This window comes from Myxococcus virescens, from assembly GCF_900101905.1.
Classification (GTDB): Bacteria; Myxococcota; Myxococcia; order Myxococcales; family Myxococcaceae; genus Myxococcus; species Myxococcus virescens.
On the sequence record NZ_FNAJ01000020.1, the window covers coordinates 77,382 to 100,116 of the forward strand.

General features: G+C 69.4%; 15 protein-coding genes. 2 read left to right on the forward strand and 13 right to left on the reverse strand.

The annotated features are described in order from the left end of the window. Window positions 1-21: 21 nt before the first annotated feature. The 10 genes from BLU09_RS33650 to BLU09_RS33695 form a co-directional block, all read right to left on the reverse strand. Window positions 22-2,253 (reverse strand): FHA domain-containing protein, encoded by a 2,232-nt coding sequence (locus BLU09_RS33650; protein ID WP_090494911.1) that lies wholly within the window; start codon window positions 2,251-2,253, stop codon window positions 22-24. A 7-nt stretch (window positions 2,254-2,260) separates the two neighbouring features. After that, on the reverse strand, window positions 2,261-4,048 hold the full coding sequence (locus BLU09_RS33655; RefSeq protein ID WP_090494912.1) for a TadA family conjugal transfer-associated ATPase: 1,788 nt from the start codon (window positions 4,046-4,048) through the stop codon (window positions 2,261-2,263). 163 nt (window positions 4,049-4,211) lie between these two features. Continuing rightward, window positions 4,212-5,660, reverse strand: a complete 1,449-nt coding sequence (locus BLU09_RS33660; protein WP_090494915.1) for a type II and III secretion system protein family protein — start codon at window positions 5,658-5,660, stop codon at window positions 4,212-4,214. 35 nt (window positions 5,661-5,695) lie between these two features. Next, window positions 5,696-6,235, reverse strand: a complete 540-nt coding sequence (locus tag BLU09_RS33665) for an A24 family peptidase (protein WP_020478566.1) — start codon at window positions 6,233-6,235, stop codon at window positions 5,696-5,698. A 107-nt stretch (window positions 6,236-6,342) separates the two neighbouring features. After that, window positions 6,343-7,209, reverse strand: a complete 867-nt coding sequence (locus BLU09_RS33670) for an FHA domain-containing protein (protein ID WP_090494918.1) — start codon at window positions 7,207-7,209, stop codon at window positions 6,343-6,345. Window positions 7,210-7,272: 63 nt separating this feature from the next. After that, a complete protein-coding gene (locus BLU09_RS33675) occupies window positions 7,273-9,339 on the reverse strand; it encodes a hypothetical protein (RefSeq protein WP_244172267.1) in 2,067 nt (688 codons plus the stop codon). Continuing rightward, window positions 9,336-10,814 (reverse strand): YncE family protein, encoded by a 1,479-nt coding sequence (locus tag BLU09_RS33680; RefSeq protein ID WP_228565292.1) that lies wholly within the window; start codon window positions 10,812-10,814, stop codon window positions 9,336-9,338. The genes BLU09_RS33675 and BLU09_RS33680 overlap by 4 nt, the downstream gene beginning before the upstream one ends. Before the next feature lie 137 nt (window positions 10,815-10,951). After that, entirely contained in the window at window positions 10,952-13,063 is a 2,112-nt protein-coding gene (gene glyS, locus BLU09_RS33685) for a glycine--tRNA ligase subunit beta (RefSeq protein WP_090494926.1), read from the reverse strand. After that, window positions 13,053-14,045: a glycine--tRNA ligase subunit alpha gene (gene glyQ / locus BLU09_RS33690; protein ID WP_090494929.1), complete on the reverse strand. Its 993-nt coding sequence runs from the start codon at window positions 14,043-14,045 to the stop codon at window positions 13,053-13,055. The genes glyS and glyQ overlap by 11 nt, the downstream gene beginning before the upstream one ends. 47 nt (window positions 14,046-14,092) lie before the next feature. Continuing rightward, window positions 14,093-16,399 carry a serine/threonine protein kinase gene (locus BLU09_RS33695; protein ID WP_090494931.1) on the reverse strand — a complete coding sequence of 769 codons (2,307 nt, stop codon included), beginning with the start codon at window positions 16,397-16,399 and terminating at the stop codon, window positions 14,093-14,095. Between the two features lie 223 nt (window positions 16,400-16,622). Here BLU09_RS33695 and BLU09_RS33700 point away from each other — a divergent pair, with 223 nt between their 5' ends. Beyond that, on the forward strand, window positions 16,623-17,795 hold the full coding sequence (locus tag BLU09_RS33700; protein WP_090494933.1) for a PAS domain-containing sensor histidine kinase: 1,173 nt from the start codon (window positions 16,623-16,625) through the stop codon (window positions 17,793-17,795). Between the two features lie 23 nt (window positions 17,796-17,818). Here the strand turns inward: BLU09_RS33700 and BLU09_RS33705 are convergent, their stop codons facing one another. Further along, window positions 17,819-19,018 carry a cyclic nucleotide-binding domain-containing protein gene (locus BLU09_RS33705; RefSeq protein WP_090494935.1) on the reverse strand — a complete coding sequence of 400 codons (1,200 nt, stop codon included), beginning with the start codon at window positions 19,016-19,018 and terminating at the stop codon, window positions 17,819-17,821. Between the two features lie 140 nt (window positions 19,019-19,158). Continuing rightward, window positions 19,159-19,554: an MmcQ/YjbR family DNA-binding protein gene (locus BLU09_RS33710; protein WP_244172268.1), complete on the reverse strand. Its 396-nt coding sequence runs from the start codon at window positions 19,552-19,554 to the stop codon at window positions 19,159-19,161. A 378-nt stretch (window positions 19,555-19,932) separates the two neighbouring features. Here BLU09_RS33710 and BLU09_RS33715 point away from each other — a divergent pair, with 378 nt between their 5' ends. Continuing rightward, window positions 19,933-21,351 (forward strand): sigma 54-interacting transcriptional regulator, encoded by a 1,419-nt coding sequence (locus tag BLU09_RS33715; RefSeq protein WP_090494937.1) that lies wholly within the window; start codon window positions 19,933-19,935, stop codon window positions 21,349-21,351. A 3-nt stretch (window positions 21,352-21,354) separates the two neighbouring features. On the opposite strand, the gene BLU09_RS33720 is transcribed toward BLU09_RS33715, so the two are convergent. Beyond that, complete coding sequence (locus BLU09_RS33720; RefSeq protein WP_090494940.1) at window positions 21,355-22,728, reverse strand: serine/threonine-protein kinase; 1,374 nt, start codon at window positions 22,726-22,728, stop codon at window positions 21,355-21,357. Window positions 22,729-22,735 lie beyond the last annotated feature (7 nt).

Below are 22,735 nucleotides of genomic sequence, written 5' to 3' on the forward strand. Positions count from 1 at the left end.
CCGCCCTGTCCACGACGCGTGCTACTTGCAGCCCAGCTCGGCCTGCTTCGCGACGACCATCTCCTCCACACCGTCGCCCTTGACGGCGTAGTCCAGCGCCACCGCCATGTCGCCGCAGCCAGACGCCGCGCGGAAGGCCTCCAGGGCCCTCGAGGAGCAGAAGGCCGCCGCCTTGTTCAGGTTCGGATTGCCCGCGTAGAAGCTGAACCCCAGCTTCCACACGCGGCAGGCCCGGCGGCGGTCCTCGCGGTCGGCCCAATGCTTGCCGCGCTGGTACGACTTCTCCGCGATGTCCTGGAGGATGTTGCGCCGGTAGAAGGACGGCTTGGACTCCGCCAGCTCCAGCATCACCGCCTTGTCCGTGGCCAGCGCCTCGCGGAAGGGCTCCGCGGCCTTCTCCGGATCCTCGGCGGCCAGGTAGCTCTGGCCCACCTTGAAGAGCTGATCCACGGTGGACATGATCTTCATCAGCTCGTCCGCCTCGGCGTGGTACTGCGCGGCCTCGTAGTTGGCGCGCAGCTTCTGCATGGTGGCCAGCGCCTCGCTGCCACGGCCACCCCAGTAGTCCAGGAGCGCGGCCTGCATCAGCTTGTTGGGGAAGCGCTTCTTCGCCGCCTCCATGACGAAGGTGCGCGGGTCCACGACCCGCTCGTCACCGGCCAGCACCTCCGCCACCGGGCACTCCCACGGCGCCGCGTTGGCGTCCATCTTCTGCCGCGCGATGAGGAACTTCACGAACATCGGATCCTTCGGCCGCCACTCGTCGCGGCGCAGGCGACCCTCCAGCTTCAGCGTGAAGCCCAGGGGCGGCTGCAGGTCCTCGCGCGACTTCGACTGGCACCACACCGCCATGTACACCTCGCAGCGAGACACGGCGGCGCTCCACTGCGAGTCACGCAGGTACAGCTTGCAGTCCTCCTGTGCGCGTTTCGTCACCGCCTCGGCGGCCTCGCGCGCCTTGGCGCGGGCGCGGCGGAAGTACTCGCTCTCCTTCTGGATCTTCCGGAACGACTCCAGGGCCTCTTCCGGCTTGAGGCGCTGCAGGAGCCGCTCGCCCTGCGAGTAGTACTCGAAGGACTCCTTCTCCAGCTTGATGCGCCGGATGAGCGTGTTCGCCTCCGGGTGGATGGGGTCCAGGTCCAACGCCTGGGTGCAGACCTCGTGGGCCTTCTCCCAGTTGGGGGCGCCCAGCTCGCTGGAGGCGTAGGAGCGGCACTCGCTCAGCAGCTCCTGGATCTTCTGCGCCGGATCCATCTGCGCGGCCCCGCCCGGCCCCTGAACGTCCACCGGCTTGGGGTTCAGGATGGAGGACACCATGCCCACCATCAGCAGCACGCCCACCAGTCCGGCCGCCACCATGATGAGCTTCTTGCGCTTGGCGGCGGGATCCTCGTCCGAGCCCCCACGCGCCGCGCCCGCCGCGCCCCGGCGCACGGGCACCGCGGAAGGTTCGGGCTCGAAGGTCATCTCCACCACGCCGAACTGGAGCTGATCCCCCGGCTCGAGCGGAACCGGCGTCTGGTCCAACGGCTCGCCGTTGAGCAGCGTCCCGTTGGCGCTGCCCAGGTCCCGCACCGTCACGCCCGAGCTGGTCGCTTCCAGCTCCGCGTGGCGGCGGCTCACGGAGTCGTCATCCAGCATGATGCCGGCGGGCGGCTGCCGCCCCACGATCACCTTGCCCTTGAGCGGATACGTCTGGCCGGCCCAGGGACCGACCATGCCGCGAAGCACCGGGCCACCCGCCGGCGCCGGACGTGCGCCGCCACCCGGGGCGGGACGTGCCGGACGCGCGGGCCGCTTCGCCAGCGCCGCGCCGGGCTCGCTCTTCGCCGCGCCGGAGCCCTTCTTGATGCTGGGCATGGCCCGGGTGGCGCGTACACCGCCGCCCTCGTCGCCCACCGGCATGGGCTCATCGCCCCCCGCCGCGGGCCTGGCCGCCGCGCGCCGGGCCCCAGACCCCCGCACCGCGGCCGCCTTGAGACGCAGCACGTAGTCCCCGAGGAGGACCTCCGACTGCGGCGTCAGGGCCGTGGGCTCCATGATGCGCTGGCCGTCGACGAACGTGCCGTTGGCGCTGCCCACGTCCTCGATGAAGACGGTGCCGCCTTCGTCGAAGACGCGCGCGTGCGTCCGCGACACGCCCCCTTCGGTGATGAGGATGTCACTGCCCTGCTGGCGGCCAATCTTCAGCTCGCCCGTGATGGCGAATTCGTTCTCAGTGCCGTCAGGGTGACGGACGACCAGGGTGGCCATGGGCGCGTCAGTCCTCGCGGAAGATGCTCATGTTGACGGGGATGCCCTTACGCTGCAGCTCGTCGTAGAACTTCGGCACGAAGCCGGAGGCGACGTAGCGGCCACGGACCTTGTGGTCCTCCGTGAAGCCATCCTGCTTGAAATAGAAGATGTCCTGGAGGGTCACGATGTCGACCTCCATGCCGGACACCTCGGTGATGTAGCAGATCTTCCGCGTGCCGTCGGAGAAGCGCGTCTGCTGCACGATCATGTGCACCGCGCTGGCGATCTGCTCACGGATGGCCTTCACCGGCAGGTCCATGCCGGACATGAGCACCATCGTCTCCAAGCGGGCGATGGCGTCACGCGGTGTATTCGCATGGAGCGTGGTGAGCGAACCGTCGTGGCCGGTGTTCATGGCCTGGAGCATGTCCAGCGTCTCACCGGAGCGGCACTCACCCACGACGATGCGGTCGGGCCGCATGCGCAGGCAGTTCTTCACCAGCTCGCGGATGGTGATGGCGCCCTTGCCTTCCAGGTTGGGCGGCCGGCTCTCCAGTTGCACCCAGTGGTCCTGCGGCAGCTGCAGCTCGGCGGCGTCCTCCACGGTGATGATGCGCTCACCCTCCGGGATGAAGGAGCTGATGATGTTCAGCGTCGTCGTCTTCCCGGAACCGGTGCCGCCGGAGATGACGATGTTGCGCCGGGCCTTGACGCACATCTCCAGGAACTCGGCCATCTGCGCCGTGACGGTCTTGTACTTGATGAGGTCCGCGATCTTCAGCGAGTCCTTCTTGAACTTGCGGATGGTGATGCAGGGCCCCTTCAGCGCCAGCGGAGGGATGATGGCGTTGACGCGGCTGCCGTCCTTGAGGCGCGCGTCCACCAGCGGGCTGGACTCGTCGATGCGGCGGCCAATGGGCGCCACGATGCGTTCGATGACGCCGAGCACCGCCTGGTTGGAGGAGAACGTCTTCTCCGACAGGGTCAGCTTGCCCTTGCGCTCGATGTAGATCTGGTTGGCGTGGTTCACCATGATCTCGCTGATGTCATCCGACGCGAGGAACGCCTCGAGGGGCCCGAGCCCCAGCGCCTCGTTGATGACGTCAGTGAGCAGCTCCTCGCGGTCCACGTCCTCCGGAAGCTCTCCGTCCGCTTCCATCTGGTCGATGATGTCGCGGATGGCCTTCTCGGTGCGGCGCCACAGCTCGTCGTCGCCGAGCCGGTCCATGTCCATGCGGCGCAGATCGAGGTACTCGATGAGCCGGTCATGGATTTCCTTCTGGAGCCGGGTGTAGCGCTCCTGACGCGGATCCACCTTGCGCTTGTTCTTCGCCAGGGCGGACGCCAGCGACGCCGGCATGCCTTTGGGAGCGGGCGCGGGAGGCGGCGCTTCTTCTTCCTCCTCCTCGTAGGGCTCCTCGTCTTCGTAAGCCCCTTCCTCGTCCTCGTAGGGCTCCTCGCCCTGCTCGTCGTAGTACTCCTCTTCGGCCTGACCCGCGCGGGTCATCACCGGGCCCTCGTCCTCGAGCGCCTCCACGTTGAGGATGTAGTCGCCGATGTAGACCTGGTCGGTCGGCTTGAGAACCTGGGGCGCGGCAATCTTCTTGCCGTTCACGAACGTGCCATTCGTGGACTTCATGTCCACGATGATGAACTTCCCGTCCTTGGCAACGATTCGCGAGTGGTACTTGGAGACGTTGCCCTTCGCGAGGATGATGTCATTGCCCGGCAGACGGCCGATGGTGACTTCATTCTTGTGATACTCGCGCTGCTCGGTCCCGCCGCCCTTTTCCGCGAGGGTGATGAGAAACATGGGGACGGATGCTAGCAAGCCCCCCTTCGTCCTCAAAGCGTGAGAACCGGGTTGAATGCTTGCCCGCAAGGCAACGGGCCGGCAACCGCCCCCGGAAGGGAAGAAGCCGGCCCGTGCCGTGGGCCCGGAAGGCCCGTCTGAAACGGCGCCCGGGGCGCCCGCCTCAGTCGAAGATGTTGAAGTTCACCTCGGACCGGGCCTGCTTGTAGCGGCTCTTCACGTCCTCGATGATGGTGCGGACCTTGTCGGAGTCCGGGTTGACGATGCGCGGGGTGACGAAGATGACCAGCTCGCGCTTGGTGGAGTCGAAACCACGGCTCTTGAAGAGCTCACCGATAATCGGGATGTGACCCAGGCCGGGGAGCTTCGACACGGACTTCTGCTCGTCGTGGCTGAACACGCCGGACAGGACGATGGTCTCACCATGGCGCACGGTGACGTTCGTCTTCACCTTGCGGGTCCGGAAGCCGGGGATGGAGGACGAACCACCGAAGGACACCGCCACGGAGGTGTCGATTTCAGAGGCCTCCGCCTCGATCTCCGTCTGGATGTTGCCGTTGCGGTCCGCAGTGGGGCGCAGGTTCAGGATGACGCCGTACTTCTTGAACTCCACCGTGAACTGGTTGTTCGTGATGAGCGGGATGGGAACCTCGCCACCGGCGAGGAACTCCGCCTTCTCACCGCTGGCGCACACCAGCTTGGGCTGCGCGAGCAGACGGCCGTAACCGTCGTTGCCCTGGAAGCCGAAGGAGAAGTCCGAGTTCGCGTTGAGCGTGAGCGTGGACACGCCCGAGCCAAAGGTGCCCGGGAAGAGCTCCTGGGAGATGCTGGCGATGGCCGTCGCCGTACCCGTGATGTCCGTCGGGTAGCGGATGCCGTAGCGGTCGCGGCTGTTGCGGCGGATTTCGACGAACTGGACCTCGGAGAGGATCATCCGCTTGATGCCGACGACGAGGAGGTTCTCCACCTTCTCACCGATGGCCTTGGTGATGAGCTCCGCCTTCTGGAGGTCCTGCTGGCTCTCCACGGAGCCCTCCAGGAAGATGGTGGCGCCCACCACGTTGGCCTGGACGTTCTTCAGGCCCGCCTTCTGGAAGGCCGCGTTGAGGTTCTGGGCCACCAGCTTCTTGGCGTTGGGGGCAATCTTCACGAACGACTTCACGTTCGGGTAGAGGCCCACCACCTGCTCGATGCGGTCGGCGTCCTGCGTGGTGTAGGCCTGACCGTCCAGGTAGATGCGATCACCCACCATGCGGACGGAGACGCCTTCAATCTCACCCAGCAGGCGCTTGATTTCGGAGATGACCTCGTTGGGGTCCTGCTTGCGAACCGCCACCAGGTAGCTGACGCGCTGGCCCGAGGACTTCCAGACGAGCAGCGTCGTCTTGCCTTCAGCCTGACCGGTGATGAGCAGCTGGCCGGAGCCGAGCGTCTTCACCTCGGCGACGCTCGGATCACCGAGCGCCACGCGGCTGAGACCAGGGATGGTGATCACCTTCTGGGAACCCACGCCGAGGCTGACGGTGGTGCCATCCTGCGCCAGGGCGCTGCCGCCCGCCACCAGTGCGATGAGGGCGCCTAGCGCCGCGGCATGCGTGATGCGTGTGAACATCGTCCGTGTCCCCTCTTCTCTTCCAGAAGTCCGAGCTAACCCAACGTTCCGTGCTGCCACCACAGCGCCCAGACGGTGCCGAGCGCGATGGCCACTCCATAGGGAATGTGGCGCTGGGGCGCCGGCTGCGCGTCCGCGCTGGCCAAACGCACCCACACCGCCCACCGGCGCACCACTGCCGCCAGCGTGTCCCAAACCGCGCCTTGCCAGAGCAGTGTCACCACTGCTTGAAGCGCGCCCACCAGTGAGATGAAGGCCGCGGCCGCGAGCACCGCCGGGAAGCCCAGCACGGCTCCGACCCCGCCCATCAACTTCACGTCGCCCCACCCCATCCGCCCGCGAAGCGCCGCTGGCAGCAGCATCAACGCGAGCCCTACCCCCGATACCACACCACTGATGAGCCCATGCTCCAGGTCCCCCACCCCTTCGGTGGCCAGGCGCACGCCCAGGCCCACCGCCATCAGCGGGTAGGTGACCGCGTCGAGGATCTCGCGGCGAAGCACATCCGTCACCACGGAGATCACGAGGGCCACTCCAAGAACCGTCCACAACGCGATTTGAACAGGCGTCATCATCGCCTGTCCTCTTCGCGGCAGGCGTCCGTTATCAAACCAGGGACGCCTGGAGCCCGTCAATTGGCGAACAACCAGAAGCCCCGCGGGACGGGGCCTGGGTCACCTCATTATCGGACCAGGAGACGGATTTTCTCGCTGCAGATGAAATACTCGTCCCCGTCCTCGACCTTGCGGCGCTTGATGCGCTGCTTGTTGAACCAGGTGCCGTTGGACGAGCCCAGGTCTTCGATGATCCAGTCGTCGCCCTCGTGGACGATGACCGCGTGCTCACGGGAGACCTTGCCGGAGTTGATGACGAAGTCGCAGTGCTTGCCGCGGCCGATGACGAAGCGGTCCTTGACGATCTGCTCCTGATCACCGGACTCGGTCACCAGGTACAGCGCGCCGACCTCCTCCTCCTCGGCGAGGTCGTCGGCGGGCTCTTCCTCGGCCTCATCGGGGGGCGGCTCCTCGTCCATGAGGCCCGGATCCTCGGCCTCGGGCAGCGGCTCCTCGTCATCCTCCACCATGTCGTCGGCGGGAGGGGGCGGCTCGCTGTTCTTGCCCTTGATGAGGCGCTCCAGCTCCGCGGCGGTCTCCAGGACGCGCTCGGCCACCTCGCGGCGCACCGGGTCATTGTCCAGGCCATTGGCGGAGGCCCGCTCTTCCGGCGTGGCGCGCACGGGAGGACGGGCGGGCGCGGGCGTGGTCTCTGGCCGGGGCGCGGGCGCCAGCACCGGCGGCGCGGACGGACGCGGCGGCGCGGCGGCAGCGGCCTGCACGGGCTTCACCGGCGCGGCGGCCACGGGTGCCACGGCGGCCTCGGAGCGGGACTTCACCTCGAGGAAGCCGTTCAGGCGCGCGAACATGAAGAGCGCCTGGTTGATCAGGGCATCACGATCCGAGCCCATCTGCTGGGCCATGTCTTCGAACGCCTCCCACAGGTGGTCGGCGATGCCTACCTTGCGGGCAGGACGGGAGTTCTGATCGATCATCGGTCTTGACTCGCGTGAACCAGGAGGCCCCGGACGATAGCAGACCCCTCCACTCCCGCCCAGTTACTCGAAGGGAACCAGTGCCAATGACTGCGCCCGGTTGTCGGTGAGCCCCTGAAAGCCGACCTGGAGAATGCCATCCGCCGACGGGTAGGCGATGTAGGCGAACCTCGCGCTGCGGTCCTGGGCGGCCACCACGGGCCCAGGCAGCGTGTAGAAGGCCAGCTCCGTCCCCGCCCTGACGTCCGGCGTGAAGATGTAGTTACGGATGCCGGAATTCACCGTCACCGCGTAGCGGTCTCCCCGACGCACCTCGCGGCCCACCGCCGCCACGCGGATGCGCAGCGGCGGCGGCGGCTGGGGGAACTTCGACAGGTTCGGCACCGGCGGCGTCTGAGGGTTGGCGTCGTCGTCGAAGTAGAAGGTGTCGGGGTGGAAGAAGTACTCCGTGGGGATGCTGTAGCTCGAGGCCCCCGTCACATCGCGGGACAGGAAGGTGCCCGCCTCGTCGAAGAGGACGAAGGGCTGGTCTCCACCCGCACGGACTGTGAAGCGCGTCAGGCTGGCGCAGTCCGTCGGAATCTCCTGCGAGTCCGCGATGGCGAAGCGCACCCGGGTGGTCCCCGCAACGGGCTCCACCGACGCGATGGGCAGGTCGACGGCGCACACCACATCCGTGCCCTCCAGGACGATGATGTCCCCGGCCCGCGCCGAAGCGGCCGCGGTGGCCTCGGCCTCGAAGAGCCGCGGGGTGGAGGGCTCCCGAGGCAGGCCACTCAGCCCTGGCAACGCGCCCTGGTAGATGATCCGGTAGAAGCCGTTTGGAACGGAGCCCTCGTAGAGCACCGTCGACTGGAGCGTCTGGTCCTGGGTCACCGTCACCAGGTCCGTCGTCTCGATGACGAGCGGCAACTCGTTGCTGTCCAGCAGCGCCACCGTGGAGCGTGCGCTCGCCCCCGACAGGTCGAACTGGCGCAGGTCGCTCGCGGAGAACAACGAGATGTAGCCGTTGGAGGACGGCATGATTCCCAGGAGCGGCACCGTGAGAGGGGGCGTCGAGCCATCGTCGAGCACGATGCGAAGCGGCGCGTCCGGAATCAGGGCCAGTCCCGTCGGCAAGCCGCCCGCGGGGAAGATGGGCAGCATCGGCGCACCGCTGAGGTCCCTCGCCGTCTGGCCGGGGGGGGATGACTCGGTGTCCACCGCGAGCACTCCGGAGCACTCGCGCGCGGCGGAGCAAGAGGCCTCGTCACGGACGCCGAAGATGTAGCGCCCCGCGTTGATGGCCTCCACGTTGGGGATGGAGATCCGGGGGTGGCTCACCAGGAGCCGCACCGGCACGTTGCCGAAGCCCTCGGACAAATCCACGGTGGGCGCGGAAGGCTGAAGGCAGTCCGCGACCGGCCCTGAATCGGTGACGAGCAGCGTGCGGCCCGACCGGCCCGACGCCTGCCGTGTGGCCACCGCGAACTGGCCCTGGCCCGCCAGCATCGTCATGGACAGGATGGACTCACCGGGCTGGAGGCAGAACACCGTCACCGGTTCGGGAATCGGCGCGGGCTCCGCGGCCTGCAGTGCGTCTGGCCCCGGAATCTCCTGCCGCATCACCCGGGCGCCACCGGTGTCCGCGCCGAAGATGCCGTCGGGGTCCTGGATGGCGTAGTACAGCGTGCTGGGTCCGCCGCTGCCCTCGGCGGGCGATCGCGCCGCGAAGGCCGTGACGATGCTCGGCGCCTGGAGCCGGGCGACCTGCCGGAGCTGGTCGCGCGCGGACGCCACCACCGAAACCTCCGACGAGCCCGAGCTGCGCGCGTAGATGTACGGCCCCGGGACGTCGTTGCCTTCCGCGTTGTACGCCACGTCGCGCGTGAGCGCGTCCGGCCGGTCCAGCACGGGGATGGACAGCGCCTCCAGCGGGTTGGGCGCGGGGACGAAGGTGCGGGGGTTCGATTCCAGGTCGAGCACGCGCAGCTCGTCCCGGTCCGACGACGTGACGAAGACGAGGTTGTTGGCCAGCGTCACGTCGAAGGTGCCGGACAGGCCAGCGAAGCCCGTCGTCACGTTGGTGGAGGAGCAACTGCCGGACAGGCCGGCGCTCGCGAGGAGCAGAGCAAGGGTACCGCGCTTCACGGTGAGGTCTCCTGGCACAGGCTGGTGCCCTGGCGCGGGTCTCTTCCCTGCCGGGCGCCGAGCCGCGCCACCAACCGGGCGTTCTGCGGCCGGTCGAGGTCGGGAATGTCGATGATGGCCACGCGGCCGTCGCCAAAGGTGCTGGTGAAGATGCGAGCGCTGTTGCCGCGGACGTCCGCGGCCAGGCCAAAGGGCTGGCTGGGCTGGTTCGGGTCGTTGTCGCCCACCTGCACCTGGGCGACGAGCTGCCCGACTTCTTCGTCGAAGATGGCCACGGCTTCGTCGCCGCTGCCCGTCACCGCCACCAGATTGCCGCGACCCGGGCCGCGCGGAATGACTTCCAGCTCGCTGGCGCCCGCGGGCACCGGCAGCGCCGACACGATGCGCACGCTGGGGGTCGTCCCCGCGTCAGGCGCCGTGCCCGCCGCGTTCAGGACGTCCAGGATGAGCAACGTGTCCGGACCGCGCGCCAGCAGGTAGACGCGCTCGTCCACGATGGTGAGCTCGGGCGACGCCGGGTCGGGCACGCGCGTGGCCGAGGGAACCACCGCCACGCCGCGCGCCTCACGCACCGAGTACGACAGCTCCAGGTCGGTCTCCAGCACGCGACCCGCGACGGTCCGGTCCACCAGCCGCAGGATGAAGCGCGCCGGCAGCGCCCCCAGCTGCGCGGAGGAAGAGTTGCGCCCCGAGACGTACACATACCGGCTGCCAATGGCCGTCGCGTGCGCGACGCCGGAGAGCCGGTCATTGGTCCCCAGCGCCACGAACTCGCTGGTGTTCAGCGCGTCGCGCGTGGGGTTCGCCGCGGGGAGGTGAAGCACGTAGCCCCCCAGGTCCGCTTCGGTGAAGGTCGTCGGCGGCCCGGCCAGCTCCGTGTGCGTCACCCAGACGCGAGCGTCCTCGCCGTTGCCGGCGACGCTGACACCCAGCGGCCCCGGAGCCGAAGGCAATCCGTTGGAGGCGCCTGGGACATCCAGCAGCGACAGCGCATTGACGCGGCAGTCACGCTCGCCGCCCTGCACGCAGCTCAGGCTGAGGCCGTCATCGCCCACATCGATGGCGTGAAGCAGGCTGCCCTCGGCCCGCGCCGGGACGAACAGCCGCGGTGGCCGCCCCGGAGGGCTCCACATGGCCATCTCGCCGGCGAAGCTCTGAATCTGCACGTAGGACTGGGCGCCGATGCCCAGCGACGTGACGTCGTTGGGCAGCGACTCCCCGGGGTCGAAGTCCGTGCCGAAGGGCCGCACCCCCACGGCGTCCAGATCCAGCGCGACGACCGAACCCGAGTCGTAGCACTTGTCGAAGTTGGCGCTCGCTACGTAGAGGTATCCGTTGGTGGACGGACCCGCTTCGGGGCGCCAGAAGGCAAGACCGCTCGGGTACACGAGCCGGGTGGACGGAGGGGGCTTGCTCTCGGTGCCGACGTTGCAGGACACGAGGAGCAGCGCGGAGGTAAGAAGGTAGGCGCGCATCGGAGGGGGGCGGAGTCTAGGAAGGGGTCTCCCCCCGGGCAACCGGAAACGCGGCGGGCCATTCCCATGCGCCTTGCGCCCGACGCAGCCGTGCCCCCCGGGGTGCTTCATTCCCCGGAGGGCAGGCAGGCCACGCATCAGGCCGCGGCGGCCGTTTCAGCCTGGATCTTCGAGAAGTCGGCCACCTGGTTGAACAGGGCGCCAATCTCCACGAGCAGGCGGATGCGGTTTTCCCTCAGGGCCTTGTCCTCGGCCATGACCATCACCTTGTCGAAGAAGGTGTCCACGGCGGGCTTCAGGCCCGTGATTTCCCGGAGAGCACCGGAGAAGTCATCCGCGCGCACCAACCCCGACACCGTGCTCCGGGCCTGGGTGAACGCGGTGTGGAGGTTCCGCTCCGGCTCGTCCACCAGCTTCTGGGGGTTGGTCTCCCCTCCCTGCACGTCGCGGCCCTGCTTCTCCACGATGTTGACCACGCGCTTGAAGGCCACGGCCAGGGGCTGGAAGTCCGCCCGGCCCACGATGAGGCTCAGGGCCTCCAGGCGCTTCTGCGCGGCCACCAGGTCGTCGAAGCCAGCGGACAGCACCGCCTCCACGACGTCCGTGCGGTGCTGCTCCCCCCACAGCGCCTTGAGGCGGCCGCGGAAGAACTCCAGCACCTGCTCACGCGGCGCGGGCTCGCCGGCCTTGCGCTTGGCGTTGGCAATCTTCGGCGCCAGCAACCGGAGCGACTCGTCCACCGCGGCCGACAGGCTGAAGCGGTAGCCCCGCCCCAGCACCAGCCGGATGATGGCGATGCACGCGCGGCGCAGGGCGAACGGATCCGCCGCACCCGTGGGCGCCTTGCCGATGGCGAAGATGCCGCACAGCGAGTCCAGCCGGTCCGCGATGCCGATGAGCGCACCTGCGTCCTGCGTGGGCAGCGCGTCCTCGGCGCCACGCGGCAGGTAGTGCTCCGCGATGGCCAGGGCCACGGCGTCCGGCTCACCGCCCGCGCGGGCGTACTCCCGGCCCATGATGCCCTGGAGCTCGGGGAACTCGCCCACCATGCCGGTGACGAGGTCGGCCTTGGCCAGGGTGGCGGCGCGCTCGATGGTGACCGCCTCCCCTGCCCGCCCCGCCTGCTGGCCCAGCCACACCGCCAGCGTGCGGAAGCGCTCCACCTTCTCCAGGTAGCTCCCCAGCTGCCCCTGCCACACCACGCGGCCCAGCTTCTCCACGCGGTCGATGAGCGGCGTCTTCCGGTCCTCGTCGAAGAAGAAGCGGCCGTCCGCCAGTCGCGCGCGCAGCACGCGCTGGTAGCCGCGCAGGCTGAGCTGCTCGTCGCGCACCGGCGTGTTGGACACGGCGATGAACTTCGGCTGCAGCTTGCCCGCGCTGTCCACCAGCGAGAAGTAGCGCTGGTGGCTCTTCATCTCCTGCACCAGCACCTCTGGAGGCAGGTCCAGGTGGCGCTCCTCGAAGGTGCCCACCACCGGGCTGGGCAGCTCGACCAGGTTCGTCACCTGGTCCACCAGCGACTCGTCCTCCAGCAGCTGGGCGCCGGCCTTGCTCGCGGCCGCCCTCACCTTCTCCACCAGCTGCGCGCGGCGCTTCGAGATGTCCGCCACCACGTGCGCCTTCTCCAGCGCCACCTCGTACTCCGCCGGAGCCTTCAGCTCGATGGCGTCGGGCGACAGGAAGCGGTGCCCCCGCGTGGTCCGGCCGCTCGTCACGTCACCGAACACCACGGGCAGCACGTCGCTCCCCAGCAGCGCCACCAGCCACTGCACCGGGCGCGCGAAGGACGTGTCCACGTCACCCCAGCGCATGGACTTGCGGAAGTTGATGCCGTGCACCGCCGCGTGCAGCGTGTCCTTCAGGATGTCCGCCGCCGGGCGGCCCTTCTCCTCCACGCGCGCGGACAGGTACTCGCCCTTGGCGGTGGTGGCGCGGCCCAGCTGGTCCACCGCGAGCTTGAGGCTCTCGGCGAACTTCTCCGCCGCCTTGGTGGGCTTGCCCTGCGCGTCGAAGGCCGCCTTGGCGCTGGGGCCAAGCACCTCCTTGATGATGTCCTCGCCCGCGTCCGCCACGTCCTTCACCCACACCGCGAGCCGCCGCGGCGTGCCGAAGGTCCGCACCTCGCCGTGCTTCAGGCGGGCGTCCGCCATGCGCTCGGTGATGACGCGCTTCAGGTCGTCCAGCGCGGGACCGATGAAGGACGCCGGAATCTCCTCCGCGCCCACTTCCAGGAGCAGGTCACGCGCCATGAGCCACCTCCGCCTTCTGCTTCTTCTCCACGGGCTTGTTGAGGACGACCGTCTTCCAGTAGTCGCTGGCCGGCTTGCCCTCCAGCACCGGGGGCTGCTCACCCACCGTCCACGGCGACTTGAGCAGCGGGTAGCCCAGCCGCTCACGCATCTGGAGGTAGCCCTCCGCGCACAGCCTGGCGTTGTCGCGCACGCGCTTGATGAAGTTGGCGCGCTCCGTGACGGAGATGGCGCCGCGCGCGTCCAGCAGGTTGAACGCGTGCGAGCACTTCAGCGCGAAGTCGTACGCGGGCAACGGCAACTGGCGCTCGATGAGGCGTTTGCACTCCTTCTCGTACGCGTCGAAGAGCGCGAAGAGCATCTGCGCGTCCGACTCCTGGAGCGCGTACTTGCTCATCTCCACCTCGTTGGGGTGGAACACCTCGCGGTACTTCACGCCCTTGACCCATTCGATGTCGAAGACGTTCTCCACGTTCTGCAGGTACATGCAGATGCGCTCCAACCCGTAGGTGAGCTCCGCGGAGACGGGCTTGCAGTCGAAGCCGCCGCACTGTTGGAAGTAGGTGAACTGCGTCACCTCCATGCCGTCACACCACACTTCCCAGCCCAGGCCCCAGGCGCCGAGCGTGGGCGACTCCCAGTCGTCCTCGACGAACCGGATGTCGTGCTCCAACGGGTCGATGCCAATCTTCCGCAGCGACTCCAGGTACAGCTCCTGGACGTTCTTCGGCGCCGGCTTGAGGATGACCTGGAACTGGTGGTGCTGAAACAGGCGGTTGGGATTCTCTCCGAACCGGCCGTCCGCGGGACGCCGCGAGGGCTGCACATACGCCACGTTCCAGGGTTCCGGGCCCAGGGCACGCAGGAAGGTGTACGGGGCCATCGTGCCCGCGCCGACCTCGACATCGTAGGGCTGCGTGTTGATGCACCCCTGGTCGGCCCAGTGCTTCTGGAGCGTGAAGATAAGGTCCTGAAAATACATAGCGCGCGGACCCTAGTGACGGGGGTCCGGAGCGTCAAGGACGGCGCTCACTCCTTGTACGGTGGGAGATCCGCCAGCCGGATTTGAATCTTCGTCTCCTCGCCCGGCTTGATGGGAGCCGACAGGAGCCGGCTCACCGACTCCACCCCCGTCGGGTCCACCACGCGCAGGCGGTAGACCCCCACGGGGAGCGGGAATTTCTTCAGGGGCGTGGTGCCCAGCTCCGTGGCGCCGTCGAACACGGCCGCCCGCGGCACCGTGTAGAGGGTCATCCACCCCAGTCCCGCCTTCGCGGCCCCCTTCGCCGTGCTGGTATCCAGCACCTCCGCCATTCCCTCGGGGTCCTGCGTCACCGTGGTGACGGGCTCGGCGGCCGGCGGGGCCGCCGCCACGCGGGGCGCTGGCTCACGCGGAGGTGGGCTGGCCTGCGCGGGCGGCGCGGCCTTGGCGCTGGCAGGTTCGGCCTCGGCCTTCGGGGCGGCCGCCCGGCGTGCCGGCGAAGAGGCGCCTTCCTTCGCCTTCCGCCCGGGCGGGGCCTTCGTCGGAGCCTTGGCCTCGGGCGCGCCTTCCACCGCCTCTTCGTCCGAACCTTCGCCACCAGCGGCCTGCTCGGCCTCGGCGACAGCCTGGGAAGGCTCGGCCCGACGGAAGCCCGGCGGCGGGCCCGCCTGCTGCGGTGGCCAGGGCTGGTTCGCGGGGTCCTCCGCTGGCGGCGGATTCAACTCCGCGCTCACCCACGCCTTGGCGGCTTCGAAGCCCGGCAGGAGCTGCGCACGCACGGCAGGCAGCGTCGCAGCCCAACCGAGGCCTCCCAGCAGGAGGAGCAGGAACAGCCGGCTCGCCCAGCGCGACGGCGGACGGGCGGCGGGCGTCTCCACCGGCGTGTCCGAGGCCCGCGACGTATCGAGGCGCGCCGACCGTCCGGAGGCCCGAGCACCGTCCGCGCCGGGCCGCTGGGGCCGGGAACGGAAGCGCTGCGTCTGGAGATCGCTCGGCTCGTCGAGAGCTTCGGGCTCGGCCGGGGCCTCCTGCCGGGCAGTGGGCCGCGGCCGAGGTGTACGCGCGGCCGGCGCGCTGTCCTGACCTCCGCGCGGTGTGCGCGAAGTCGGAGGCGCCACTTCACTGGTCCGGCGCTGAGGGGCGGGCTTGGGCGCGCTCCCGTTGCCGGCGCCTGAGGTGCCACGCAAAGCCACGCCGCCCTCCGCCGGACGGCGCTGGGGCACGGGCTTGGGCGCGCTCGAATGCGGGGCCGAGGGCGAACCAGGCCGGGCGCGCGGGGCCGGCATCTGCGACGTGGGGGCGGAGTCCGCGCTGTCCTCCTGCTGGAGGGCACCCGCCGCCTCGCTGACGCGGGCATCCTCCGCGCGGCTGGCCAGCTCCAACAGCGTGCGCGTCTTCTGGCGCTTGTCGGCGAAGAGGTCGCCCATGACGGCGGTCATGCCGTCCTCGTCGAAGAGCTCCGAGCCGAGCGCCGCTTCAATGGCGCGCGCCATCTCCCGGCAGTTGGTGAAGCGCTGGGACACGTCCCGGGACAGCGCTCGCGTCACCACGGCTTCCAAGGCTTCGGGGACATCCGGGTTGATGCCGCGCAGCGGAGGCACGTCGGCCTCCACGATCTGCATCATCACCGCCGCTTCGTGCGGCCCGCTGAACAACCGCTGGCCACTCAGCAGTTCGTGCAGCATGACGCCCACGGAGAACAAGTCACTGCGGCCATCCAGGGTGGCCACGCCTCGGACCTGCTCCGGGGACATGTAGCCACTGGTCCCCTTCACCGTCCCCACCTGAGTGCGCCCCAACCGCCCGCGCGCCTTGGCGATGCCGAAGTCGATCACCTTCACGACGCCGTCGTAGGTGAGCATCACATTCTTCGGAGACACGTCGCGGTGCACCACCACCGCGGGCCGACCCGACGGGTCCGTGAAGTGGTGCGCGTAGTGCAGGCCCAGGCAGGTATCGCGAATCACCCGCCCGACGAAGCCGAGCGGCAACGGGTAGCCCTGGCGCGTGGAGGCCTTCACCACCTGCTCCAGGTTCTGCCCGGGCAGGAACTCCATGGCGAGGTACAGCTCGCCGCCCTCCTCGCCCAGGTCGAAGACCTGACCGATGTTCGCGTGCGAGAAGGCCGCGGTGATGCGCGCCTCATCCAGGAACATCTGGACGAATTGCTCGTCCTTCTTGATGTCCGGGAGAATCTGCTTCACCGCGACGAACTTGCGAAATCCCCCAGGCCCCGAGGTGTAGGCCAGGAACAGCTCCGCCATCCCTCCCATGGAGAGGCGCGTGAGGATTTCGTATTTCCCGATGCGCCGCCCCCGATCGGGATCGTCACCGGCGCCACCCTGCATGGACATTCGGCGCGGCATCTTAACGCCCGCATGGGTCCGAGTCGACCTTCGTGACGCCCCCTTCCTCGACAAGCTGGAGGGGCTCCTGCACACCGCGTCGGGGACTGGCACCGGCTGGCCGCCTGCCCGTGCGCCGGCCGGAGTGTCCAATGGCCGATGGCCACATCGCGCGATTCCCCGTGACGGAGGGGGGCGTGTTCTCATACCAGCAAGTCAGAGTAGGAGGCTCATGGAAGACACCAACGGCTGCCCCGGACGTGCCAGGCGCATCGCATATTCCGGGCAAGGCGAATCCAAGCAAGACACCGCGGACCAGCTCCGGCTGTTGATTGAGAGCGTCACCGACCATGCCATCCTGACGCTCGACCTGGACGGGTACGTAGCAAGCTGGAACCCGGGCGCCGAACGCATCAAGGGCTACCGCGCGGACGAGATTCTGGGGCAGCACTTCAGCCGCTTCTATCCGCCCGAAGCCGTGGCGCGGAACCGGCCGCGGTACGGGCTCGACGTGGCGACGCGTGAGGGCCGCTTCGAGGAGGACGGCTGGCGCGTCCGCAAGGACGGCAGCCGCTTCTGGGCCAACGTCGTCATCACCGCGCTGTATGACGAGACCGGGCAGCTGCGTGGCTTCGGCAAGGTGACGCGCGACTTCACCGCCCGCTATCAGGCCCAGGAGCAACGGGAGATGGAGCGCCTCCGGGAGGCCCTTCGCATCCGTGACGACTTCCTGTCCGTGGCGTCCCACGAGCTGCGCACCCCGCTCACCCCGCTGCAACTGAAGCTGACGGCCATGCGCCGCGCCGTCGACAGCGCCCCGGGAGGCATGCTGCCGAGCGAGCGCGTGGGGCGCGACCTCGACGTCGCCGTCCGCCAGGTGCGCAAGCTGGTGGAGCTGGTGGACGACCTGCTTGACGTGTCACGCATCAGCGTGGGCCAGCTGACCCTGGAGCGTGTGCCCGCGGACCTCACGGCCCTGCTTCGAGAGGTCGTCGCCCGCTACCTGCCACAAGCCAGCCAGCTCGGAAGCACCGTGGAACTGGACGCGCCGGCGCCCGTGCAGGGCGAATGGGACACACGCCGGGTGGAGCAGGTGATGACCAACCTCCTCTCCAACGCGCTCAAGTACGGAGGGGGCAAGCCGATTCACGTCAGCCTGCGCGCGGAAGGCGGCCTGGCGCTGCTGAGCGTTCGCGACGAGGGCATCGGCATCGCGCCGGAAGCACTGCCCCACGTCTTCGACCGGTTCATGCGGGCCGTGTCCGGCCGCAACTTCAGTGGGCTGGGGCTCGGCCTCTTCATCGCCCACCAGGTCGTTTCGGCGCACGGGGGCGACATCCAGGTGTCCAGCGTGCCGGACAAAGGGAGCACGTTCAGCGTCCGGCTCCCGCTCGGCCCCACGTAGACACACGCCATGGGACGTCCCTGTCAGGCGCTCAGCGCACGCACCCGGCCCGCGAGGTTCTGGGTGAAGAGGCGGAAGATGCGCAGCGCCGCCGCCTCGTGCGTGTCCACGAAGCGCTCGAAGTCGACACGGCTGATGCGCAGCGCCCGCACGGAGGTCCGCGCACGGACATGGGCGGACACGGGCCCATCCTGCACCAGGGAGATTTCCCCCAGGTACGCCCCGGGCCCCAGCGTATTGAGGTGCCGGGCGTCCTCCTCGGGGCCACTGAAGACGTCCACGGAGCCGTCCATCAAGACGAAGAGCCCCAGGCCGGGCGCGCCCTTCTCCAGCAACACGGCGCCGGGCGCGATGACGACCTGACGCGCCAGCCGGTAGAGGTCCTTCATGTCCTCCAGGGACAGCTCGCCGAAGATGGGGATGGCCTTGAGGAACCGGTACCCGTTCGCCGCGGGCGCCGACGCGCCTCCGGAACGGCGAATGAGCATGGCCTCCGCTTCCGCCTCCATCCCCATGCGGCGCAGCAGCCGGGCCTTCTCCGTCACCAGCGCCGGGTCCCCGCGCGCATCCTCCGAGCTGCTCACCGCGTCCGCGAGCACTGCCAACGCCCGGTGCGTGAAGCCCTCCGCGTCCAGCAACTGGCAGATGCGCAGCACCGCCTCCACGAAGCGCGGGTCCTCCGCGCGCACGCCTCCGAGCGCTTCTACCTCCGCGTGCGCCTGCCCCAGCTCCCGGTAGAGCGTGGCCGCCTCGAAGGGACGGTCCAGGCGCACCAGGCACTGCGCCATGGCTTCGCGGGAGCCCAGCTCCTGGTAGATGGCCAGCGCGCGTTCCAGCGCCCCCCCTCGCTCGAAGGCAGCGGCGGCGCGCTCGGCATCACCCGCTCGGAGGTAGCTCTCCGCGGCGGCCATGTACTTCCCACTCTGGAAGTAGAGGTCCCCGGCGGTGGCGTCCTCGCCCTGGCCATCCATCAGCCGGGCCGCGCCCAGGAAGTCCCGCGCGCGCCGCAACACCTCGACGAAGCCACGGCGCTCCTTCGCCGGCCCCTGTTCAGCTTCGTGACGGATGCGCTCGCGCTGTGCATCGCCCAGCTCCTCGTAGAGCTGTGCCGCCCGGTCCGTGTCCTCCAACTCGACCAGAGAGCGCACCGCCCGGAGGGCACCCTCCACGGGCGTGCGCAGCCGCCCGCTCCCCTCGCCCTGGCCACCTGCTGACTCTGTCATGTCGGGTCTCCCGTTCCGGTGAGACCGGCCAGCATGGGCGCTGCCAACGCGTTGCGCCCCGTCCCGGCCTGCCCCCTCTTCTCCCAGAGCCTCGCATTGAATTGCCGGGCCTGCCAACGCCCGCCACGAAAACGCGGGCGTCAGTCCGCGTCCCGCGCCCGCTCCGCCAGCTGCCGCTGGGAGGCAGTCCTCCGCCACGCGTCCTCCAACAGCTGGCGGACCAGTGCCGGACGCGCCGCGGCAACGCGCACGAGCAGGTACTCGGGGTACCCCGCGTAATGGTCGGTGATGTAGCAACTGTCTGGCTCGGCCTGCATGAGGACGTCCCGCACGCCGGGCTCCACCTTCACCACCAGCGACTCGCCGTCCTCATGGAAGCGGGCGATGAACTTCTTGCGCACGCGGAACGAGGGCGTCCCGAAGGACGTGCCCTCCTCCATCCCCGGCAGGGACAGCGCCAGCGCGCGCACCGCGTCGAACGTCAGCCCCTGCGTACCCCCACCGCGAATCGCGCGGCGCCTGCCCCGTGTCGCCATGGCGCATTCCTACCAGAGCCCGGGGCAAACACGGCAGGTCGCGCGCCATGTTGAGACTCCATCCCGTGGAATGTCAGACATGATTTCATCCCCGGGCGGATGTGGCGATGTGATGACCCGAGGTGTCATGTCTGTGATTTCATCAGCACGTTCGTCCGCGCCGACACGTGGGGTCCGCGACGCTCCGAGTCCGCTGTGACACAGCACCTCTCAGCCGAGAAGGCCCAGACAGCCGCGACTAGCGGAAATCCCGGAGCCGCCGCGCCTCCGCGCGGGACCTGCCTCGCTCCCAGAGCGGGCGGCCAACAACCACCCCCAATCAAAATGAGCCCAGGAGAGAACCGTTCGGATGTCGGCTCCCGTGATATCTTGACTTCCATGTCTGCACTGGACCGGGCTCATGCCGCACCCTCCTCGCCGGACGTGAAGGGCGAATCGCAATGGAGGACGGAAGTCGAAGGAAAGGGTGACACGCCGCTGCACGTCACGCTGCCCTACGAGCACGCACGCCGGGGCTATGACGCCTCCACGGTGCGCCGGTTCCGGCTCACGGTGGCGGAAGGTCCGAACATGGGGGCGACGTGGGAGTCCACGGGTGACACCTGCTCGGTGGGCTCGCACCCGCTGAACGACTTCGCCGTGGAGGACTCCACGGTGTCCCGGTTCCACTGCGAGGTGCGCATCGGACCTCGGGGCCCCCAGGTGAAGGACCTGGACAGCCTCAACGGCGTCATCGTCGACGGGGTGCAGGTGGTGGAGGGCGTGCTGCGCAGTGGCAGCCTGCTGCGCCTGGGCCGCGTGGTGCTGCGCTTCGACTTCAGCGCGGAGAACAACCGCCTGCCGCTGTCGGAGAACTCGCGCTTCGGCACGCTGGTGGGCGCCTCCGTGGCCATGCGGGGCTGCTTCGCGATGATGGAGCGCGCGGCGGGCCGCGATGTGACCGTGCTGCTCGAAGGCGAGACGGGCACCGGCAAGAGCCAGGCCGCGCTGGCCATCCACCAGGCAAGCCCCCGGCGCGACGCGCCCTTCCTCATCGTGGACTGCGGCGCCATCCCCGCGCACCTGTTGGAGAGCGAGCTGTTCGGCCACGAGAAGGGCGCGTTCACCGGCGCCGTCCAGCGGCGCGCGGGCGTCTTCGAGGAAGCCGACGGCGGCACCGTCTTCCTGGACGAGATTGGCGAGCTGCCCGCGGAGCTGCAGCCCAAGCTGCTGCGCGTGCTGGAGAACCGCGAGATTCGCCGCGTGGGCAGCAACACGTATCAGCCGGTGAACGTGCGCCTCCTCGCCGCCACGCACCGGGACCTCCGCGCGGAGGTCAACGCGGGCCGGTTCCGCTCCGACCTCTTCTTCCGGCTCGCGGTGCTGCGCCTGCTGCTTCCACCACTGCGACAGCGTCCGGAGGACCTGCCCATGTTGGTGGAAGGCATCCTCGACCTGCTCGGCGCGGACCGCGAGCGCACGGGCGCGCTGCGCACGCCGGACTTCCTGGCCAGATTGCGGCACGCGGCGTGGCCCGGCAACGTGCGCGAGCTGCGCAACTACCTGGAGCGCTGCCTCGTCTTCGAGGAAGCAGTCGAGCTCTCCGAGGAAGAGGCCCACCGCTCCGGCCCACCCGAGGTGGACCCCTCGCAGCCGTACGCCGACCAGCGCCGTCACGTCGTCGATGACTTCGAGCGCCGGTACCTGCGCGCGCTGCTGGAGAAGCACCAGGGCAAGGTGGCCCAGGCAGCCGTCACCGCGGGCATGGACCGCGTCCACCTGTACCGCCTGCTGCGACGCCACGGCATCAAGCCGTGAGCCTCACCGCGGGCGGCTGACGCGCCAGCACCCCAGTCCCGCGGCGGACACGGGTGTCGCCAGGAAGGCCGTTTCCAGGCCCTCGAGAGCACGCGCGGTCGCCACCAGGTCCGTTCCTGGTGGCTCCGCGACCCAGCCCGGCAGGTGCAACAACCCGCCGCCGCTGTCCTCGCGAGGCAGCTCCGCGACGTGAACGGTGATGGCCAGGTCCACCGGGCGCGGCGCCTCGCTCGCCGTCACGAACTCCACCAGGGCCAGCGCGGCGTGCAGCACTCGCGCTCGCGCGGCCTGCTCCGCCCCTGCTTCCGGCGGCAGCGGCGCGAAGGCCAGCAGGCAACCGCTCCCCTCCAGCCGCACGTCCAGCCCCGCGGCGCGCGCGGTCCCCCCCACGCGCTCCAGCAACGCATCCAGCCGCTCCAAGGACGAAGGTTCCACCGCGCCGTGGAGCCGGGCTTCCGCGTACAGCGCCACGGCGAGCGTGGGCTGGTCCTCCGTGGGGCTGCCCTTCACCGCGCGCCGGAGCGCGTCGAGCCAGGCATCGATGTCCGGGTATCGGTCCTCGCGCCGCTTCCCCATGCTGCGCAGCACCACGGCATCCAGTGCGGCAGGCACCGGGGCGCGCTCACTGGGCCGAGGAGGCGGCGCATTCAGGTGCAGGTCCTCCACCTCGTGCCGGGTGGCGCCCTGGAAGGGCGGCTGCCCGGTGATGAGTTGGAAGAGCAGCACGCCCATCGCGTACAGGTCCGTGCGGGCGTCGGGCGGCTCGCCGCGAATCTGTTCGGGCGCCATGGACAACGGCGTCCCCAGGGAGACGCCCGTCAGCGTGAGCGTGGACGCGCCCGGCGCATCCGGCGTCAGCCCCTTCGCCACGCCGAAGTCCACCAGCTTCACGCGCGGCGCGCCACCGCCCGTGCTCAAGCGCACCACGTTCTGCGCCTTCAAGTCCCGGTGCACGACACCGGCCTGGTGCGCAGTGCGCAGCGCGCCGCCCACCTGCTCCAGCACCTCCAGCGCCTCTCCCGGCGACAGCGGCCCGCGCGAAGCCAGCTCCGCCGCGAGGTCCCTCCCCTCCAACCACTCCATCGCGATGAAGGGCCGCCCGTCCGCGAGCGTGCCGTAGCCAAGCACGTCGACGATGTGCGGATGGCTCAACCGCTGGAGCGTCTCCGCCTCCCGGCGGAAGCGCCGCAGGGAGACGTCCGAGGGCTGCGGGAGCAGGACCTTCAGCGCCGCGAGCGCCCACGTGCGGACATGTCGGGCACGGTAGAGCGTGGAGACAGGCCCCCGGTAATGGACCTGCTCCACCAACCAGTCCGATACCAGGGCGCCGACGCCCAGCTCCTCGCCATAGAGGGCCTCTTCGTCACCCGATGCCATGCGGCAG

Coding starts and splice junctions, on each gene's coding strand:
- BLU09_RS33670 (WP_090494918.1), bottom strand. CDS start 7,209: ATGATCGATCAGAACTCCCGTCCTGCCCGCAAGGTAGGCATCGCCGAC.
- BLU09_RS33655 (WP_090494912.1), bottom strand. CDS start 4,048: ATGTTTCTCATCACCCTCGCGGAAAAGGGCGGCGGGACCGAGCAGCGC.
- BLU09_RS33665 (WP_020478566.1), bottom strand. CDS start 6,235: ATGATGACGCCTGTTCAAATCGCGTTGTGGACGGTTCTTGGAGTGGCC.
- BLU09_RS33650 (WP_090494911.1), bottom strand. CDS start 2,253: ATGGCCACCCTGGTCGTCCGTCACCCTGACGGCACTGAGAACGAATTC.
- BLU09_RS33660 (WP_090494915.1), bottom strand. CDS start 5,660: ATGTTCACACGCATCACGCATGCCGCGGCGCTAGGCGCCCTCATCGCA.
- BLU09_RS33720 (WP_090494940.1), bottom strand. CDS start 22,728: ATGGCATCGGGTGACGAAGAGGCCCTCTATGGCGAGGAGCTGGGCGTC.
- BLU09_RS33700 (WP_090494933.1), top strand. CDS start 16,623: ATGGAAGACACCAACGGCTGCCCCGGACGTGCCAGGCGCATCGCATAT.
- glyQ (WP_090494929.1), bottom strand. CDS start 14,045: ATGTATTTTCAGGACCTTATCTTCACGCTCCAGAAGCACTGGGCCGAC.
- BLU09_RS33695 (WP_090494931.1), bottom strand. CDS start 16,399: ATGTCCATGCAGGGTGGCGCCGGTGACGATCCCGATCGGGGGCGGCGC.
- BLU09_RS33710 (WP_244172268.1), bottom strand. CDS start 19,554: ATGGCGACACGGGGCAGGCGCCGCGCGATTCGCGGTGGGGGTACGCAG.
- BLU09_RS33680 (WP_228565292.1), bottom strand. CDS start 10,814: ATGCGCGCCTACCTTCTTACCTCCGCGCTGCTCCTCGTGTCCTGCAAC.
- BLU09_RS33705 (WP_090494935.1), bottom strand. CDS start 19,018: ATGACAGAGTCAGCAGGTGGCCAGGGCGAGGGGAGCGGGCGGCTGCGC.
- glyS (WP_090494926.1), bottom strand. CDS start 13,063: ATGGCGCGTGACCTGCTCCTGGAAGTGGGCGCGGAGGAGATTCCGGCG.
- BLU09_RS33715 (WP_090494937.1), top strand. CDS start 19,933: ATGTCTGCACTGGACCGGGCTCATGCCGCACCCTCCTCGCCGGACGTG.